Source organism: Hydrogenobaculum sp. Y04AAS1 (assembly GCF_000020785.1).
Taxonomy (GTDB): domain Bacteria; phylum Aquificota; class Aquificia; order Aquificales; family Aquificaceae; genus Hydrogenobaculum.
Window position 1 is genome coordinate 1,102,018 of the sequence record NC_011126.1, and the last position, 19,745, is coordinate 1,121,762.

A 19,745-nucleotide genomic window follows, 5' to 3' on the forward strand; every position below is an offset into this window, starting at 1 on the left:
TTACAAAAATTTGAGTAAATCGAATATCTGGTCTTCTGTACTGTATATGTGTTCTGTGATAAACCTCTTTACCTTGTCCTTTTGAGCATCATCCAAATGAAACTCAACGCCTGCAAAAAACTGCCCAGAGCTTGTCTTGCTAATCCAAACAAAACGCACTCTACTTTTTATGATAGTGTCAAATATACTAAACTGCAATTCGGCATTTTTGCTATAAAGTGTATCCAAAGGCACATTGGCGTTTATTGTAATACCAGCAGCACCGCCTTCTGATATATCCATTATCCATGTTGGAAAGAACTTATCACCAACAAACAAAATGCCCTCAATGGGTTCTTCAAGATAAACTCTTAAAAATCTTCTTCTTTCTTTTTCTGCAGGTGCTATACCCATGTACTTAAGTAAAACTCCGTCTTTTTCTTTAGATTTAAAACTAAAGAGTATGGGCCTCAAAAGCATGCTTGTTCTTAGGAATATGTATTTGCCAGAAGATAGTGTTGACATAGCATCTTGATGTTCAAGAGAAAATAGAGCGCTATCATCAAGTATATCCACTACCTTGGCTAAATCCCCATTTAAGCCAGTGTCCTCTTGCCAAACTAAAAATACATGTTTGTTTTTGGCTTTTAAAAAAGATAGTATCTTTATTGCATAATCTTTTTCAAGCATCTACGCCTCCAAAATAGGCTTTAGAGCTTTTGCAGTGTAGGAGTGCGGATGATGGATAAGCTCTTCCGGTGGGCCTTCAAAAAGAAGATATCCCCCTTTATCACCGCTTTCTGGCCCTATATCTATTATCCAATCTGCACATTTTATAACATCTAAGTTATGCTCTATTACCACCACAGTATTTCCTTTGTCCACAAGCCTTTGAAGTATAGAGATTAGCTTTTTTATATCGTCAGTATGAAGACCTGTAGTAGGTTCATCAAGAAGATAAAGTGTATTGCCAGTATCTTTTTTGGAAAGTTCTTTTGAAAGCTTTATCCTTTGAGCTTCACCACCAGACAAGGTAGTAGCGTTTTGCCCAAGAGACATATAACCAAGTCCCACCTCTTGAAGGAGTTTTAGTTTCCTTGATATAGAAGGTATATTCTTAAAAAATTCGTAAGCCTCATCTACAGTCATATTTAAAACATCCGATATATTCTTACCGTTATATCTTATGTCAAGCGTCTCTTTGTTGTATCTTGCACCTTTACAAACATCGCAAGTTACATAGACAGGCGGTAAAAAGTGCATCTCCACCTTTATAACACCTTCTCCTTGACAAGCCTCACAACGCCCACCTTCTACGTTAAAAGAAAATCTACCCGGTGTATATCCCCTTGCTTTTGCCTCGGGGGTTTGGCTAAAAAGCTCTCTTATAGCATCAAAGACTTTTACATAGGTGGCTGGGTTGCTTCTGGGAGTCCTTCCTATGGGGGATTGATCTATGTTTATAGCTTTATCAAAAAGCTCAATACCTTCTATTTTATCAAACTTACCTATATACTCGTAAGAGCTGTAAAAATGCCTTTTGGCGTATTGCCATAGTATATCGTAAACTAAACTTGATTTTCCGCTACCAGAAACCCCTGTAACACATATAAAAAGCCCCGCTGGAAAATGCACCGTTATATTTTTTAAGTTGTTTTCTTTGGCCCCTACTATGGTAAGAAAACCTTTTTCTGGTTTTCTTCTTTCTTTTGGTATCTCTATAAAAAGCCTACCTGAAAGATATCCACCGGTTAAGGATTTCTTATCTTTTTTAATCTGCTCTACGCTACCTTTAGATACTATATAACCGCCGTTTTTACCAGCACCGGGCCCAAGCTCCAATATGTAGTCAGCTGATTCTATAGTTCCGTGATCATGCTCTACCACTATAACGGTGTTTCCAAGATCCCTTAACTCCTTTAATGTGTTTATAAGCTTTCCAGTGTCTCTTGGATGAAGGCCAATGGAGGGTTCATCCAACACATACAAAACACCGGTGAGCTTAGAGCCTACTTGTGTAGCAAGCCTTATACGTTGCATCTCGCCACCAGATAGCGTATTTGCACTCCTTCCCAAAGATATGTAGTCAAGCCCTACATCTAGTAAAAATTTTATACGATTTTTTATTTCTTTTAAAAGTGGTTTTGCTATCTCTTTTTCTTTGTCAGTTAGCTTATCTTCTATAATATCAAAAAACTCATGGGTTTTATCCACAGAAACCTTAATCACATCCCATATATTTTTATCAAGTACAAAAACAGACAAAGCCTCTTGTTTTAATCTTGAACCTTCGCAGACAGGACATGGGTTTTCTCTTATAAAACCTTCAAGCATATCTTTAACACGATCTGATTCTTCAGCGTTCATATACCTTTGTTCTAAGTGCGGTATGATACCTTCAAAATAGAAACTGTAGTTGCCTCTCGAGCCATACAGTATAAGCTCTCTTATTTCTTTAGGTATATTTTTAAAAGCTGTATTTGGGTTTATTTTAAACTTTCTTAAAATCTCTAAAACTGGATACTTTAAATAATCAAAAAACTGATATTCGTTGAATATCCTTATAGCGTTGATAGCACTTTGGTTTTCATCTATTAAAGCCTCGTGTTCTATTTCCCATTTTACACCTATACCTTTGCAGACAGGACAAGCACCGTATGGAGAGTTGAAGCTAAAAAGCCTTGGGCTTAACTCTTGAATAGAAAATCCATGCTCTGGACAAACCATATTTTCACTAAAGAGCTCAAAAGAACCATCTTCAACATTTTCTATTTTCACAAGCCCCTCAGCGTGTTCTAAAGCTTTTTCTATGGCAAGTAAAGCCCTTGGTCTTTCTTCTTCAATCAAAGTAAGTCTATCTATTATAATGTCTATGTCGTGTTTTTGGTTTTTGTTAAGAGAAGGCACTTCTGATATTCTATATATATCGCCATCTACTTTTACCCTTGAAAATCCTTGTTTTTCTATGCTTTTAAAAACATCTTTAAACTCGCCTTTCTTTCCTCTTACTATGGGAGATAGTATGTTTATTTTTTTATCTTTATATTTTTTGTAAACGTGTTCTAATATCTCGTGAGCTGAAAGCCCTTCCAAAACCCTTCCGCATATAGGACATCTTGGTTTTCCAAGGTTTGCCCAAAAAACCCTTATATAATCGTATATTTCTGTGATGGTGCCCACTGTAGAACGTGGGTTGTGAGAGGTAGTTTTTTGGTCTATGGCAATGGCAGGAGAAAGCCCTTCTATGCTGTCTACTTCTGGTTTATCCATAACATTTAAAAACTGTCTTGCATAAGAAGACAGAGATTCCACATACCTTCTTTGACCTTCCGCATATATTGTATCGAAAGCCAAAGAAGATTTACCGCTACCAGAAGGTCCCGTTATTACTACAAGTTTATTTTTTGGAATATCTACATCTATATTCTTAAGATTGTGTTGCCTTGCTCCTTTTACTATTATATAGTTATGTATTGTTTTGTTTTTCATGCTCTTCTAATTTTATAAAAGGTGCCAAATCTTTTAACTCCACAAAAAGATCACATATGTTTACAAGCTCTATGGAAGAACTATCTTTTGTGGAAACCACTATTATCTGTTTGCCAAAGGTCCTTAAAATGTTTATAAGCTTTTCAAAATCGCTATCTCCAGTTACAAGTATCGCCACATCGTAGTTGTCTTTGGTAAGAAGGCAATCCATCGCAAGATCCACATCCAGGTTTCCCTTCATGCTACCGTCTTTTAGTTGCTTTACTGCTTTCTTGATGACGGTGACCCCACCAAAGGTAAGCATTCTGTAAAACTTATTTTGTTTTTCTTCCTCTTCTTTATAAGCCAGATAAAAAAATGTATTGTATATGGCAAAGTAGTTTGCAAAATACCTAACGAGCTTTAATATATCTACTTTAAAATCCAAAAACTGTTTTTGGACAAAGTAAAGGTTTGTCCCATCTATAAATATACCAGCTATTTTTCTAGAGTTTGGCACCAGCATCATGTGATTTCTTCTCTTGCAACGTTTACCACCACTCTTGCCGCCCTTATAACCTTATCGTGCAATCTATAGCCTTTTGTAATTACTTCAACTATTTCATCTGGTCCAAAGTTATCATCTTGTATAGTATCTACAGCTTCCGCTAAGGTAGGATCAAATATCTGACCTTTTAGCTCAAGTTCTTCTACTCCATGCTTTTTAAGTATGTTCTTTAAATCTTTATATATCATATCTATACCTATAAGTATATTTTTTGTATTTTGGTCCAAAGATTCCATGTTGCCAAATTGAGCTATCGCCCTTTCAAAATTATCAATTACATCAAGCATATCTTTTACTATGCCCTCATAAGCGTATTTTTTAAGTTGCTCACGCTCTTTTCTATAATGCTCTTTTAGCTGCTCTAACTCCCTATTTAAAGAAATAAGTTTTTCATTTGAAGCTCTGACAAGAGCCTCTAACTTTGAACATCTTTCTTTCTGGACTTCGTATTCTTTTTCTAAATAAGAAAGTTTTTCTATAAGCTGTTCTTTGGTAAGCTCTTGTTCTTCTTGAATATTCTCATTTCCTTGCTTGATTTCTTCTTCCATAGGTGTTTTCACCTCCTTAAATTATATATTATATCAAAAGCCTTGAAACATATACATGGTGTGGATCGGTGCCATAAGCTCAAACTTATCCAAAGTCCCGCCAAAGGAGCTTTCCATAAGCTCTTTCAAGAAAGGTTTTTCCTTTTTATAAAACACTACCACAGGATGTTTTATATGGGCAAGCTCTGCTGCTTTTTTTATAGCATCTTCTAAGTTTCCTATACCATCCACAAGACCCACTTCTTTTGCCTGAACACCCGTTAGAACTCTACCGTCTGCTATGGATAAAAGCTCTTGTTTTGAGATTTTATTGGACCTATAAGCCAGTATTGCATTTATAAACTGCTCATAGGTGTTATCTATAAGATATTGAAGATAGGCCTTATCGTCTTTTGAAAGCTTTTTCCAAGGCACCAAGATATCTTTGTATTGGCCGGTTTTTATATCCCCTTGTTCTACACCTATTTTTTTAAGTAGGTCTTTGTAGTTTAGATAATCTATGATAACGCCTATGCTGGCTGTAAGAGTGCCAGGGTTTGCGTATATGTAGTTTGCAGGGGCAGATATATAATACCCGCCAGAGGCTGCCAAGCTTCCCATTGAAACTACGATGGGCTTTTTATGGGCTCTAAATATCTCTAAGGCTCTATAGATTTCCTGAGCTGCTCCCACAGCCCCACCCGGGCTATCCACTCTTAGCACAAGAGCTTTTATATTTGGGTCTTTCTGGGCTTTTTCTATCTGTTTTTCTATAGGAAGTGGGTTTAAGATAACACCTCTTACTCTTATTATCGCTATATTTGGAGATCTTCTATTTAAAAACGCAAAAACAAGCGAAAAGACAAATATAACACCTAAAAATATAAGCACTCTTTTTACCATACAAGCTCCTTCAGTTTTTTGGCTGGATCATCTTCTTTCATAATGGATGTACCCACCAAAAATCCGTCATATCCTTTTAAAAACTCAATATCTTCTTTTGAAGATATCCCGCTTTCTGCTATCAAAACAGCTTTTGTATAATCTTTTAAAATAGGAAGCATCTCTTTGCTTTTGTTGATATCTATATCAAGAGTATCCAAATCTCTGTTGTTTAAGCCAATTATCTCAAACTCTTTTACCTTTTCTATCTCATGCTCTTCAAAAATTTCCATCAATATTTCTAAACCAAGCTTTTTTGCCTCATAAGATATATCTTCAATCTGATATTTGTCTAAAATCCTTGCTATAAGAAGTATGGCATCGGCTTTATAAGCCCTTGCCTCATATACTTGAAGAGGATCTATTATAAAATCCTTTCTCATAACAGGTATATTTACAACACTTTTTACATCTTCAAGAAAACTAAGTTTTCCATTGAAAAATTTCTCTTCTGTAAGGACCGATATAGCGCAAGCCCCAGCTTCTTGATATATGTAAGCTTGATCTTTTATATCAACATTTTTTATACGACCCATAGAAGGGGATGCTTGTTTTATCTCGGCTATGATAGGGGTTTTTATAGCTTTTGATGATAGTATACTCTCTTTTAAAGACAAGACAGGCTTTGCCTCTTTTATCCTGCCCAAAAGCTCATCAAAATAACTATAGGACTTGTTTAAGCTTTTCTTTTTATACTCTACTATCTCTTCTAAAAAGCCCATCAGCTAAGATGTTTTTTGAAAAAGTTCACAGCCTTTTCCCAGGCGTCTTTTGCAGCTTTTTCGTTGTAAACCTCTGGCCTTGTATCGTTTAGAAAAGCGTGATTTACACCTGGATATACGATAAACTCAGCTTTTATACCATGCTTCTTACACTCTTCTTTGGCTTTTTCTACATCAGAAAGGGGCACAAACTCATCTTTCTCAGCGTGTATAGCTAAAACAGGTGCTTTTATAGAAGAAAAATCAATGGGAGCAAGTTGATAAAGAGCATAAAAAGGCACCAAAGCATCGGCGTATTTGCCAAAATACCATGTCAGGGTCCCACCACAGCAAAAACCTGTAAGACCTATCTTTTTAGCCCCTTGGGATTTTAGATAATCTATCGTTTCTTTCATTGTATCTTCTGCTTTTGATAAATCTGAAAATAGATGTTGCATGAGAGCTCCCGCATCGTTTGGGTTATCGGCGGTTTTACCATCGTAAAGATCGGGGGCTATAGCTAAAAAACCTTCTTTTGCAAACCTATTTGTTATATCTTTTATATGTGGCACAAGTCCCCACCATTCATGAAGGACTATAATAGCTTTATTACCTTCTCCAGACAAATAAGCTTTAGCATTTTTTAAAGAGATTTCTTTTCCCATAAGACACCTCCTTCACACATTCTACAAAATATTTTACATTATCTTTAGATACATCTGGGGTTATACCATGCCCTAGATTTACCACAAAAGCAGTATCCCTTGGTATGCACATCACAAATTCTTCCACATGCTTTCTTATATTTTCTTTGTCTAACAAAAGTATCTGAGGTTCTAAATTGCCTTGGAAAACCAAATCCGGATAGCGTTTACAGACATCGTTTATGCAAACACTCCAATCCACGCTCAAAGCGTCAGCGCCTAAATCAACAGCATCCTCTATATGAGAAGAAGAACCTCTAAAAAAGTATATGATAGGGGTGTTGGGATGTTTTTGTTTTATAGATTTTATAATAAAAGCATTATAATCATACACGTATTCTTTGTAAGCAAATCTCGATAAACTCATACTCCAAGAATCAAAAATTTGGATTACATCAGCCCCAGATTTAATTTGATGATCTATATACTCTACAAGAGCTTCTGATAGCTTTTCCATCAAGATGTGAAAATCTTTTTGGTTTTCATACATAAATACCTTTGTTTTGGTAAAATCCCTTGAGCTTTCTTTTTCTATCACATAAGAGGCCAACGTAAAAGGCGCTCCGCAAAAACCTATCACAGGCACCGGAGATTTTTCTTTTAATACTTTTAAAAGCTCAAAAACATAAGATAGATCACCAGATATACCCTGAGATTTTAGGTTTTTAAAATCAAAATTGTGGTCCAAAACAGGGCCTTCCCCAGCCTCAAAGGAGACTTTTATACCCATTGGTTCTAACAATACAAGGATATCTGAGAACATGATTACAGCATCCACACCCAGTATATCCACCGGCTGAAGGGATACAATAGCTGCATCTTCTACATTTTTACAAAAATCCAAAAAACTTTTGTATTTTTGCCTTATAGCTCTATACTCTGGTAAATATCTACCCGCTTGACGCATTAGCCAAACCGGATACCTTGCTATAGGCTCTTTTTTTAGGCTTTTAAGAAAAATATCATTTTTCATTAACGTATAGCTTCTATAAATCTATCGTACTCGTAAAGGGCTTCTAAGTAAATTCTCTCAACCCTATCTTTATTTAAATTGTATTTTGACACATAAAAATCTATCTTCTCTTTGTCTTGAAACTCAAAAGCTCTCACCAAATCAAGAAGCTCTGCAAATATGCTCTTTCCTTCTATAAGGGCTTCCGCCACATCCGGAGAAACAGGTATATCTTCAAATATCTCTTGAAAGCTTTTCCCCAAAAGCACATCCATGAAAGATAAAATACCCGCCATGTAAGCTGTGGGTGCTTTTGTGCTATCTATAAGCTTACAAACTTTTTCCATAAAATAGGCCCTAGCTACAGCTTTTTCCACATATACATTTTTAGCTGGATTTGGCACCGAAGAAGACAAAAATACCAAGTTTACCCATTTCTTTAAATTGTTAAATCCAAGAAGAGTCACAGCCGCTTCCACAGATGAAACCCTTGAGGGTATCGGAAAAAAAGCGGAGTTTATAAATTTCAATATGCTAAAAGTAAGCTCTGGTGATCTTTTTATTATATCTATAGCCTCCTTTAAATCTTCTGGTGTTCTTAACTTTATAAAGAGCTCCGTTATCATAGAAGATGGTTTTTCAATCCTGTTTATATTTAAATTTTTAGGAGATTCTATATAATAACCCATATAGTAGGAAAATAGTTCATTCTTTAAAGCTATGTCCATTTCCTCCATAGAGTTAATATCTTTACATATGAGGCTAATACCCATGTTTACATAAGGAGCATAAACCTCTGGATTTACCGATACTGGCACCATTATGAAAGATATTCTCTTTAAAATATTATCGGATATTTCTGATTCCCCAGGGTTAAAATTGAAAACACATGTGCTTATATTCTCTACACTTAATTTTTCAAAGACATCTTCTATATAGCTTAACGTATAAGAAAAAGAAAGTTTTCTATAGTCAAGGATACAAACAAGCTTCATGTCTTTCTCAACGCGTGGAAGGAAATCGTTGTATATAAAATCAACATCTATTCCTACGTCTATAAAAGTGCTAAATCCATGGGTTAACTTTCTAAAATCAAACTCTATAAGAGAACTAAGAATAACAGCAGCATCGTTTTGAACAAACTCATCTTCACTTTCTAAAGAAAACTTATAGCCAAAGGTAGAAAAATCCCTCTTTACAATAGACTCTCTTTTTAATTTAGTAGCCAACATGTATAACATTATAATATATTCGGCTTTAATCTTGTATTTCTTCTAAAACAGACTCTCTTTTTAACGTGATCTTTCCAGTGGTGGCCATCTCCTTTATACCAAAAGGTCTTACTAAGTTTAAAAAAGCTTTTATCTTTTCACTATCTCCTGTTAGCTCTATCATTATGCTGTCCTGAGAAATATCCACCACTTTGCCTCTAAAAATCTGGGCTATCCTAAGTATCTCGTCTCTTTCTTTATGAGAAGGAGCATGTAATTTTATAAGCATAAGTTCCCTCTCAACCCTCGGCATATCTGTCAAATCCCTTACCTTTACCGTATCTATCAATCTTCTTAGCTGCTTTATCATCTGGTCTATAACTATATCATCACCTTTTACCTCTATCGTTATGCGTGATAGATTTGCTTCCGAGGTCTCGCCTACGCTAAGGCTTTCTATATTATAGCCTTTACCAGCAATCAAAGTTGCTATGCGAGCCAAAACCCCAAATTCATTGTTTACTAATATGCTTATGATGTGCCTTCTGGTCTCGCCCTTTTTAATCTCTCTTTTAGGTCCTCCGTTTATTGCCTCCATTTCTTCTCCTTTATCCTACTAAATACATTGTTTCAGCTTCTACATTCTTGCCATCGGACAATAACATATCCTTATAGCTTTTTCCGGCAGGTACCATAGGTAAGCAGTTTTCCTCTCTATCTACTATCACTTCCACCAACACAGGTTTATCGTTTACGTTTTTTGCTTTTAACAATACATCTTTTAGCTCTTTCGGATTGTCAGTTCTCATGCCTACAGCACCGCAGGCTTCTGCGAGTTTTCCAAAATCTGGTTGGAAAGACAAATCAACTTCAGAGTATCTTTTGTTGTAGAAAAGTTCTTGCCATTGACGTACCATGCCGTAATAAGCGTTATTTAATATTATTACCTTTATAGGTATGTTGTAGTGAGCTGCAGTTATAAGCTCCTGCATCGTCATCAAAAACGAACCATCTCCATCTATTATAAAAACATCCTTATCTGGCTTCGCAACTTTTGCACCTATACCGGCTGGCAAACCAAAGCCCATTGTACCAAGTCCACCAGAGTTTATAAACTGCCTTGGGAAAGAGTACTTATAAAACATAGCGCTCCACATTTGATGCTGTCCTACTCCTGTAGTAATTATAGCGTTTCCCTCGGTCACATCGTATATAGTTTCTATGAGAAACTGTGGTTTTACAACCTTATCAGAAGGCTTGTAAGACAACGGGTAAGCTTTTTTCCAAGCATCTATTTGTTCAAGCCATGTTTTTCTTTCTTCTTCGTGCACTATCTTAGAATTTTTACCTTTAATCTCCTCTATAAGTCTTACCAAAACGCTTCTTATATCACCTACTATAGGTACATCCACAGTAATATTCTTCGATATAGAGGCTGGGTCTATGTCTATATGTATTATCTTGGCAAACGGAGCAAACTCATCCACTTTACCAGTGACCCTATCATCGAAGCGAGAGCCTACAGCAATAAGAAGGTCTGAGTGGTAAACTGCCATGTTGGCATAATATGTGCCGTGCATACCTAGCATCCTTAAAGAAAGCGGATGCCTTTCGTCGAAAGCTCCTTTACCCATATTTGTGGTGGTAACTGGTATTTTCATAAGCTCCGCAAGTTCTGCGATTTCTGCGTTCGCTTCTGCTGCTACCGCCCCGCCACCTACGTAAAGCACTGGTCTTTTGGCTTCTAATATGAGTTGAGCAGCTCTTTTTATTTGCTGAGGATTTCCTTCTATGTGAGGCTTATAACCTGGCAAAGAGTTTATAACTTCTTCATCAGAAGGTATCTCTACGTCTGTCATAGTTTGGGTTATATCTTTTGGGATATCCACCAAAACAGGCCCAGGCCTTCCGGTTTTTGCTATGTAAAAAGCCTGTCTTATAATAAGAGGTAAATCTTCTACTCTTTTTACCAAGAAGTTATGCTTTGTTACTGGTCTTGTCATCCCTACTATATCCACCTCTTGAAAAGCATCGTTTCCTATCAAAAACGTAGGTACTTGGCCCGTTAAAAATACCACTGGCACAGAATCCATATAGGCATCCGCTATTGCAGTTATAAGGTTTGTAGCACCGGGCCCTGATGTAGCTAAAGCTACACCTACTTTTCCAGATGCTTTGGCATATCCTTCTGCCATATGTCCAGCACCTTGCTCATGTCTTGCCAATATGTGTTTTATTTTATTTATCCTGTATAAAGCATCGTATATTTCCATATTTGCACCACCAGGTATACCAAATATAACATCAACGCCTTCTTTTAAAAGCGTCTCAATAACAACATCGGCTCCTTTACGCATTTCCATAGCCAAAACCTCCAACAATATTTCTTAAATATAATACGCTTTTTTTAAAAAACTATAAATTTTCTTCTTCATCTTTCAGAAGCTTAAAACTAATACTATCCACCAGGGCTTTCCAAGAGGCATCTATAACGTTGTAAGAGACTCCTACGGTACCCCAAGTTCTGACCCCATCAGTGGATTCTATAAGCACCCTAACCTTTGCAGATGTCCCTTCAGTTTCATTTACTATCCTAACCTTATAATCTATTAGCTCTAAAGACTCAAGGTTCGGATAGATATCTATCAAAGCTTTTCTAAGGGCGTTATCCAACGCGTTTACAGGACCATTTCCTAAAGCTGCGGTATGTTGGTAAGTATCTCCTATTTTTATCCTCACGGTAGCTTCTGAGAGCTCCTCGTGATTTTTACTAAAAACTTCCACTTTATAAAAATCTAACTCAAAATAATCTTTTGCAATACCAAAATGCTTTTTAAGAAGAAGTTCTAAAGAGGCATCGGCAGCTTCAAACACATATCCTTCTTTTTCAAGGTTTTTAATATGCTCCACAAGCTTTATAACATCCGGAGAGTTTTCATCTACACTGAGACCAAACTCTTTTAGTTTATAAAGTATGTTGCTTTTACCAGCCATATCAGATATGGTAATCTTACGTGCGTTTCCCACAAGCTCTGGTCTTATATGCTCATACATATCAGTTTTTTTACTAACAGCTGAAGCATGCACACCAGCTTTATGAGCAAAAGCGCTTGCTCCAACATAAGGCATATTTTTTGGAAGCGGTACGTTTGATACCTCTGATACAAACCTTGCAAGCTCTGTGAGATTTCTCAAAGATTCCTCTGGCACAGTTTGAAATCCCATCTTTAAAGAAAGCGCTGGTATTATAGAGCATAGGTTTGCATTGCCTGTTCTTTCACCTATGCCGTTTATAGTCCCATGCACTTGTCTACAGCCCATCTTTATAGCTATAAGAGAGCTGGCCACTGCACACTCTGCATCGTTGTGAGCATGTATACCTATGTTTGCATTTTTAAACCTATCAAACACCTCTTTAAATATTTCTATCATTTCAAAAGGAAGCGTACCGCCGTTGGTATCGCAAAGCACCACCCAATCAGCCCCTGCATCAAAAGCTACTTCTATCGTTTTTAAAGCATAATCCTTATTTGATTTAAAACCATCAAAAAAATGCTCCGCATCAAATATAACTTCTTTTCCTTCTTTTTTCAAAAAAGATATAGTATCGTATATCATATTTAGATTTTCTTCTAAGGTGGTGTTTATAGCATCTAGTACATGATAATCCCAAGATTTACCAAATATGGTAATAGCTGGTGTTTGAGCTTTTAAAAGCGATAAAACTTGAGGATCTGAAGAGGCTGTTAGAGCTTTTTTTCTTGTAGAACCAAAAGCCACTATCTTGGCATGTTTTAAAGATACATTTTTAATCTTTTCAAAGTAAAATGTATCTTTTGGATTTGAACCAGGCCAGCCAGCTTCTATATAATCTATACCAAAATCATCTAAGTGTTTTGTTATAAGTAGTTTATCTTCTATGCTAAAATTTACCCCTTCCGATTGTGAACCATCTCTTAGCGTCGTATCGTAAATGTAAACTTTCTCCATAAAATATATTATATATATTAGTTTTCAAGATTTTAAAATATAAATCATAAAACCACCAAATCAAGGCTTATAGAAGACATAACCTTTGGATATCCATTTTCTATATAGACAATGTTTTCAAGCCTTACACCAAAGTGGTTTGGTAAATATATACCCGGTTCTATGGTAAATACATATCCCTCTTCTATAACATCCTCTGATGTTTTGTAAACTCTTGGATCTTCATGTATTTCAAGACCAACCCCGTGCCCAGTAGAATGTGTAAAATAATCCCCATATCCTTTTGATGCTATGTAATCCCTTGCCGCCAAATCCACATCTTTTAGAATATTACCAGATTTAGCTTTTTCTATGGCAAAAAGATGAGCATCTTTTACGATGTTGTAAACTTTTAAAAACTCATCTGAGGGCTTACCTATGTGAAAAGTCCTTGTAAAATCAGTGGCATAATGGCCCCACATAAGCCCCATATCCACTAAAAGAGGCTTATCCTTTTCTACAACATCAAAAGAAGTCTCATGATGAGGCACAGCTGAGTTTTTGCCGCTGGCCACTATGGCATCAAAACTCTCTTCTTGGGCTTTTTCTTTTAAAAACTCACAGATTATAAAATCTCTTATCTCTTTCTCGCTCATACCAGGTTTTACAAAATCAAGAAGCCTTTTATAAACAGCATCGGATTTTTTAACACCTTCTTTCATGGTGTTTATCTCTTCTTTTGACTTTACCTTTCTAAGTAAAAAAGTAGGGTCTTTTTCAAAAGATACGTTTAGATATTTTGAAAGCTCTTCGTAAAAAGCGTAAGAAATGGATTTATCTATGTGTATAGAATCTATGTTTTTGGCTTTTAAAAACTTTGAGATAAACTCTATAAAATCTCCCTCTATATTTATCACTTCCATATGTTTTATCTTTTCTTTAGCCCCTTGTACATACCTTGAGTCTGTAAAAAAGAAAAATTCACCTTCCAAGCAAAGTACATAAGCGTTTGAAGATTTAAACTTAGATAGGTATAAAACATTTGGTTTGTAGGTTACTAAAAAGCTATTTATATGTTTTTCTTTTAAAAGCCCATAAAACTTTTCTAAAATATCTTTCATCTTTTTCTAGAACTCCCGATACCAAGCTTTGCCCTATACTTTGCCACTGTGCGCCTTGATATATTTATGCCGTAATTTCTTAAAATCTCTTCTATATCTTTATCGGTGTATACAGTTTCTTCGTTTTGAATAAGTTTTTTTATCATGTTTAGTATCTCCTCTTGACTTTTTGAGGATACGCTCTCTCTTACAAAAAAAGACCTCAACTTAAACACTCCTTTTGGCGTTTTTACATACTTTGAATTTACAAGCCTTGACACAGTGGATATAGAAATACCAAACTCACCTGCCACATCTTTTAGCATCAAGCTTTTAAGAGGTTTATCTTTTAAAAAAAAGTCCTGCTGTCTTTCTACAACAATCTTTGTGAGCTCTTTCATAAACTTCCTTCTTAAGTTTATAGCCTCTACAAACCTTCTAGCCCTTTGTTTTAAATATCTTTCAAGCTCCTTGTCCTCTAAGCTTTCTTCTATATTTTCTTGAGAAATCTCTACATAGTTATCAAATATATCGTATAAAATCTCCCCTTGATCTATTTCTATTACAATATCCACTTTAGAGGGTAAAAGGTTTGTTTTATCTATCTGAATGGGCGTTTTTTTGAGACTCGAGAAAAACTCCATAGCCTCTTTAGGTATTTTTTTCCTTTCTTCTAAATCTTTTAAATATTTTATATACTCTTTTTTGTCTTTGTAATAAGTCCTTATCTGAAGTTCCATGTACTCAAAAGGATTCAAAGCCCCGTGCCCTATGGGCTCTATCTCCATCACAAAAGCCCTGGCATCATCTACGATATCCCAATCTACGCCAAAATGATTTTTTATATCCTCTAACGTCTCAAGAGATATGAAACCGCTACTATCAAGAGAATAAACTATTTCTTTGGCTATCTCTTTCTCTATGCCCTCTAGCTCTTCATTTATAGCCTTTATGAGATGTTCCTTATAAGAGTAAGAGTAAGCTATATTTTGGGTGTAGTCTTCTTTGTTTATAAAAAACTTTTTCGGCGGTTTTAGTACTTTTAGTTTTAAGAAAGGATTTAGCTCCTCTTCTACTTTAAGCTCTTGCTCTAAATCTGTTGCAGTATCTTGTAGAAGTTCAACATTTTGACTTAGTACCAGAAATAGGTTTAAACCTATCTTATTTTCAAGCTTTTGATCTAGGTTTATACCTTCTGGACACATTCGTCTGAACTCTCTGACCTCACACAAAGCTCTATCGGCATAATCTTTTTAAAAGCATCAAATCCACCTTCTAATATCTCTTTAGCTTTAGGGCTATCTGTATATTTTACATGGGATTCAAGCATAGACCTTATAAGCTCTATATCTTCTTCGGTTATATCTTGCACCAGTACGTAAGATGTGTTTATATGCTTTTCCAAAACCCCTTCTTTGTCGTAGAAATAGGCCATGCCGCCAGTCATACCAGCACCTACGTTGTAGCCAAAATTCCCTATATTTACGACAACGCCGCCGGTCATATACTCAAGTGCATGATGACCCACTCCTTCTACCACCGCTTTTGCACCACTGTTTCTAACGGCAAAACGTTCACCCACAGACCCAGCTATGTAAAGCTCACCACCGGTGGCTCCGTAAAGGATCGTGTTTCCAGCCAAAACAAAAGGTTTATCAGCATAATAAAACGGCTTTATAGATATGATGCCCCCGTGCATTCCCTTTCCTACATAATCGTTTGCCATACCTTTTAAAAATAAGTTTATACCTTTGTGGTTAAAAGCTCCAAAACTTTGACCTGCAACACCTTCAAAATAAAGGTTCAATGTGGTCGGTGGCAAGCCCTTATCCCTATGATAAATAGCCGTATAATAACTTATGGTAGCCCCTACGCTTCTATCTATGTTTGTGATTTTGTAATACCTTTCAACTGGTGTTTGGCTTTTAATAAATTCTTCTAATTCTTCGGCTATAAAATCGTTTAAAGTTTTTTCAGGGTTGTCGTTTCTTTCAAAGGTCCTAAACCTTGGAGCATCTTTTGGATAGCCTTTTGTAAACACATCTAATTTTAAACGAGATTCTTTTGGTTGTAAAAGCTCAAGACGACCTATTATATCGTTTAGACTTCTATATCCCATAGATGAGAGTATCTCTCTTACTTCCTTAGCCAAAGCCCTAAAATAAGCAGCCACTCCCTCTTTTGTTCCACTAAACTTAGCTCTTAACTTTGCATCTTGGGTAGTCACACCTGTAGGACATGTGTTTAGGTGGCATTGACGGGCCATCACGCAGCCTTCTGCTATCATGGCAGCGGTACCAAAACCAAACTCTTCTGCACCCAACAAAGCACCTATTATCACATCCTTACCAGTTCTAAAACCACCATCTACCCTTACGCTAACCCTATCCCTTAAACCGTTTTCCATAAGGGTTTTTACGGTATCGTAAAGACCTATTTCCCAATAGTTACCAGCATTTTTTATAGAGCTAAGAGGAGATGCTCCAGTACCTCCTTCGGTACCACTCACTTGTACGATATCAGCATAAGCTTTTGCAACACCAGAGGCAATGGTGCCAATGCCAGATTCACTAACAAGCTTTACAGATATACGAGCCTTTGGATTTGTTTTTTTAAGATCGTTTATAAGCTGTGCCAAATCCTCTATAGAGTATATATCGTGATGAGGTGGTGGTGATATGAGGGTTATCCCTTCTTGGGCATATCTTATCTTAGCTATGTAGGGACTTACCTTTTTACCAGGAAGTTGACCACCTTCACCGGGTTTTGCCCCTTGTGCTATTTTTATCTCTATATCGGTGGCAGAAGCAAGATAAGTAGGTGTCACGCCAAACCTACCAGAAGCCACTTGTTTTATAGCGCTGTTTTTCTCGGTAAAATACCTTTCTGGGTCTTCTCCACCTTCACCGCTGTTTGATTTCATACCAAGCATATTGGTAGCCATTGCAAGTACTTCATGAGCTTCTGGAGAAAGCGCTCCCAAAGACATAGCACCTGTAACAAAACGCTTTAGTATCTCTTCTTCGGGTTCTACCTCTTCTATAGGTATTGGGCTTTTAGCTTTTTTATAATCCAAAAGATGATGTATAAACGTTGGATGCTCTTCGTTGGCGATCTTAGAAAATTCAAGATAATCTTTATAATCAAGGGTTTCCAAATACTTATGAAGAGCTCTTACCACATGAGGAGACCAAGCGTGGTAAACACCGCCTTTTCTAAACTTCAAATCACCCCCATAATCAAGGGTTGGTTTTTCGCTGTTAAAAGCAAAATCATGTCTTTTTATAATAGATTCTTCTATTTGCTCTATACCATCCGCTTCTAACGTAACGGGAGTGCCCGTAAAATACTCATCCACAAAATCCTTGTTAAGACATACGGAGTCAAATATCTCAGCCCCTTGATAAGAGTTTAAAGTAGCTATACCCATCTTAGCCATTATCTTGAGAATACCATCTTCAAGGGCTTTTTTATAATTTTTCAACATCTGTTCGTAGTTTTCAGGATAAGTGTGATACAAGGTTTCGTAAAGAAGATATGGATAAACCGCAGATGCTCCGTATCCTATAAGACATGCAAGAGAATGTGTATCTCTTACTTCAGCGGTTTCTACTATAAAGCTTACCTTTTGCGATAAACCGAGCTTAGCAAGATGTCTAACAGATGCGCTAACGCCCAAAAGACTTGGTATAGCTACATTTTTTTCATCAACACCTTTATCGGAAAGAATTATTATATCTGCACCTTCTTTTACAGCTTGCTCTACTAAATGAGCAAGAACCTCTAAACCTATTTTTAAGTCTACAATAGGTATACCTTCATAAACAGCGTCCATCAATATATCTGAAACCCTTTCGAAACCTTTTAAATCTTGAAGGGCCTGTATATTATCGCTTCTATGTTTTGGATAGCATAAGGATATGCGCTTTACTTTAAAATTTTTCTGGTTTTCTATGGCTTTTATGTGATATGGCAAAAGCACCGGAGAGTCTATTTGAAATCTTCTGGCATGCTCCGGAGTTTCTATGAGAAAGTTTCTCTTATGCCCTAAATTCATCTTCAAGCTCATAACAAAGCGTTCTCTTATAGAATCTACAGGAGGGTTCGTAACTTGAGCAAACCTTTGCTTAAAGTATCTAAATATGAGCACCGGCTTTTCGTTTAAAGGAGGTAGCGGTGTATCGTCCCCCATTGAGAATGTATATTCTTTACCTTCCTTTGCCATGTAGTCTATTTGATTTTTAAGCTCTTCTGTAGTATATCCAAAATAAGCTTGTAAGCGTGTAAGTATATCTTTGTCTACATGCTCATCTTCTAATGTTCTATCTTTTATGATATCCTCAAGCCTTACCAGATTTTCTTCTATCCATTTTTTGTATGGATTTTTCTTTGATATACCTTCTAGTATTTCTTGGGTGGTTTTTAGGCTTTTAGAATGAGTATCTATGAGGATGGTATCACCAGGAGAAAGTCTTGAGCTTTCTTTTATATCTTTGGGGTCTATATTTACCATGCCCACTTCAGAACCAAGTATTACTATGTTGTCTTTTGTGATTATGTATCTTGAGGGTCTTAGTCCATTTCTATCTAAGTGAGCACCTACTTTCACACCGTCTGTAAATACGATAGCAGCTGGTCCATCCCAAGGTTTCATAAGTAAAGATTTGTATTCAAAGAATGCCCTTATATCATCTTTTAGCGTATCATCGTTTTCCCAAGCAGGTGGTATTAGCATATTGATAGCGTGTTCTACTGGGTACTCTGTTAATACTAAAAGCTCAAAAACTTTATCCAAAGAAGCAGAATCACTTTCATCATACTCTACTATAGGTTTTATGAGTTTTATGTTGTCTTCCAAAAGCTTATGGTAAAGCTCAGATTGAATAGCCATCATCCAGTTTCTATTGCCGTTTATGGTGTTTATCTCGCCGTTGTGAGCTAAATATCTAAAAGGCTGTGCCAGATTCCAGTTTGGAAACGTGTTTGTAGAATACCTTTGATGAAATAGGCATATGGAAGATTCTATATCTTCATCTTCCAAATCTTTGTAAAAATGATCTATCTGATAAGCCACAAACATACCTTTATAAACCATCGTTTTAGAAGACAAAGAAGGTATGTATATTTTAAGCTCTTTTTTTAGGCTTTTACGAAGAAAATACAAAGCAAGCTCTTTGTGTTCTATGCCTTCCAAATCAAGAAGTATTTGTTTTATAACAGGCATCGTCTCAAGGGCACTTTTACCAAGGGCAGATTTATCTATGGGCACATCTCTAAAACCTATCAGTTTAAAGCCCATTTTTTTGGCTATGTCTTCTACTTTTGATGTATCGTTGTTTTTCAAAAATAAAACACCTACTCCAAGGTTTTCTATAGAAGATATCTCAAAACCAAGCCTATCTATCTCTTTTTTGAAAAATTTATGAGGTATTTGTATTAGTATGCCAGCACCGTCTCCGGTTTTACCATCAGCACCAACCGCTCCTCTATGAGTTAGATTCTTGACAGCTTCAATACCATATTTTACAATCTTATTGGATTTTTTACCGTTTACATCGCAAATAAAACCGACACCGCAAGAGTCTTTTTCTTGCATTAGCTTACCTCCAAACATTGTAGACAAA

Annotated in this window: 15 protein-coding genes; all 15 read right to left on the bottom strand. The window is 36.3% G+C overall.

From position 1 onward, the window contains the following. Genes HY04AAS1_RS06025 through gltB form a run of 15 tightly spaced genes read right to left on the bottom strand, consistent with a single transcriptional unit; the run spans position 1 to position 19,717 of the window. Positions 1-669, bottom strand: coding sequence for a PilZ domain-containing protein (locus tag HY04AAS1_RS06025; RefSeq protein WP_012514234.1), 669 nt, complete (start codon positions 667-669; stop codon positions 1-3). Continuing rightward, positions 670-3,468 carry an excinuclease ABC subunit UvrA gene (gene uvrA / locus HY04AAS1_RS06030; RefSeq protein WP_012514235.1) on the bottom strand — a complete coding sequence of 933 codons (2,799 nt, stop codon included), beginning with the start codon at positions 3,466-3,468 and terminating at the stop codon, positions 670-672. It abuts the gene before it with no gap. Then, the gene (locus HY04AAS1_RS06035) at positions 3,446-3,976 is read right to left on the bottom strand and encodes an NYN domain-containing protein (protein WP_012514236.1); all 531 of its coding nucleotides are present in this window, start codon (positions 3,974-3,976) and stop codon (positions 3,446-3,448) included. The genes uvrA and HY04AAS1_RS06035 overlap by 23 nt, the downstream gene beginning before the upstream one ends. Beyond that, positions 3,973-4,563 (bottom strand): nucleotide exchange factor GrpE, encoded by a 591-nt coding sequence (locus HY04AAS1_RS06040; protein ID WP_012514237.1) that lies wholly within the window; start codon positions 4,561-4,563, stop codon positions 3,973-3,975. The genes HY04AAS1_RS06035 and HY04AAS1_RS06040 overlap by 4 nt, the downstream gene beginning before the upstream one ends. Positions 4,564-4,596: 33 nt before the next feature. Beyond that, positions 4,597-5,445, bottom strand: coding sequence for a signal peptide peptidase SppA (sppA, locus tag HY04AAS1_RS06045; RefSeq protein WP_012514238.1), 849 nt, complete (start codon positions 5,443-5,445; stop codon positions 4,597-4,599). Then, a complete protein-coding gene (locus tag HY04AAS1_RS06050) occupies positions 5,439-6,206 on the bottom strand; it encodes an indole-3-glycerol phosphate synthase TrpC (RefSeq protein WP_012514239.1) in 768 nt (255 codons plus the stop codon). Before HY04AAS1_RS06050 ends, sppA begins: the two co-directional genes overlap by 7 nt. Further along, entirely contained in the window at positions 6,206-6,850 is a 645-nt protein-coding gene (locus HY04AAS1_RS06055; RefSeq protein WP_012514240.1) for a dienelactone hydrolase family protein, read from the bottom strand. The genes HY04AAS1_RS06050 and HY04AAS1_RS06055 overlap by 1 nt, the downstream gene beginning before the upstream one ends. Then, positions 6,819-7,862 carry a uroporphyrinogen decarboxylase gene (gene hemE / locus HY04AAS1_RS06060; RefSeq protein ID WP_012514241.1) on the bottom strand — a complete coding sequence of 348 codons (1,044 nt, stop codon included), beginning with the start codon at positions 7,860-7,862 and terminating at the stop codon, positions 6,819-6,821. The genes HY04AAS1_RS06055 and hemE overlap by 32 nt, the downstream gene beginning before the upstream one ends. Further along, on the bottom strand, positions 7,862-9,073 hold the full coding sequence (locus tag HY04AAS1_RS06065) for an HDOD domain-containing protein (RefSeq protein ID WP_337954065.1): 1,212 nt from the start codon (positions 9,071-9,073) through the stop codon (positions 7,862-7,864). Before HY04AAS1_RS06065 ends, hemE begins: the two co-directional genes overlap by 1 nt. Before the next feature lie 25 nt (positions 9,074-9,098). Continuing rightward, positions 9,099-9,650 (bottom strand): acetolactate synthase small subunit, encoded by a 552-nt coding sequence (ilvN, locus tag HY04AAS1_RS06070; RefSeq protein ID WP_012514243.1) that lies wholly within the window; start codon positions 9,648-9,650, stop codon positions 9,099-9,101. 10 nt (positions 9,651-9,660) lie between these two features. Continuing rightward, positions 9,661-11,415 (bottom strand): biosynthetic-type acetolactate synthase large subunit, encoded by a 1,755-nt coding sequence (gene ilvB / locus HY04AAS1_RS06075; RefSeq protein WP_012514244.1) that lies wholly within the window; start codon positions 11,413-11,415, stop codon positions 9,661-9,663. A gap of 52 nt (positions 11,416-11,467) precedes the next feature. Further along, positions 11,468-13,042 (bottom strand): citramalate synthase, encoded by a 1,575-nt coding sequence (cimA, locus tag HY04AAS1_RS06080; protein ID WP_012514245.1) that lies wholly within the window; start codon positions 13,040-13,042, stop codon positions 11,468-11,470. A gap of 44 nt (positions 13,043-13,086) precedes the next feature. Next, positions 13,087-14,142, bottom strand: a complete 1,056-nt coding sequence (locus HY04AAS1_RS06085) for an aminopeptidase P family protein (RefSeq protein WP_012514246.1) — start codon at positions 14,140-14,142, stop codon at positions 13,087-13,089. Continuing rightward, positions 14,139-15,326 (bottom strand): sigma-54 DNA-binding domain-containing protein, encoded by a 1,188-nt coding sequence (locus HY04AAS1_RS06090; protein WP_012514247.1) that lies wholly within the window; start codon positions 15,324-15,326, stop codon positions 14,139-14,141. The genes HY04AAS1_RS06085 and HY04AAS1_RS06090 overlap by 4 nt, the downstream gene beginning before the upstream one ends. After that, complete coding sequence (gene gltB / locus HY04AAS1_RS06095) at positions 15,308-19,717, bottom strand: glutamate synthase large subunit (protein WP_012514248.1); 4,410 nt, start codon at positions 19,715-19,717, stop codon at positions 15,308-15,310. Before gltB ends, HY04AAS1_RS06090 begins: the two co-directional genes overlap by 19 nt. Positions 19,718-19,745: the final 28 nt, after the last annotated feature.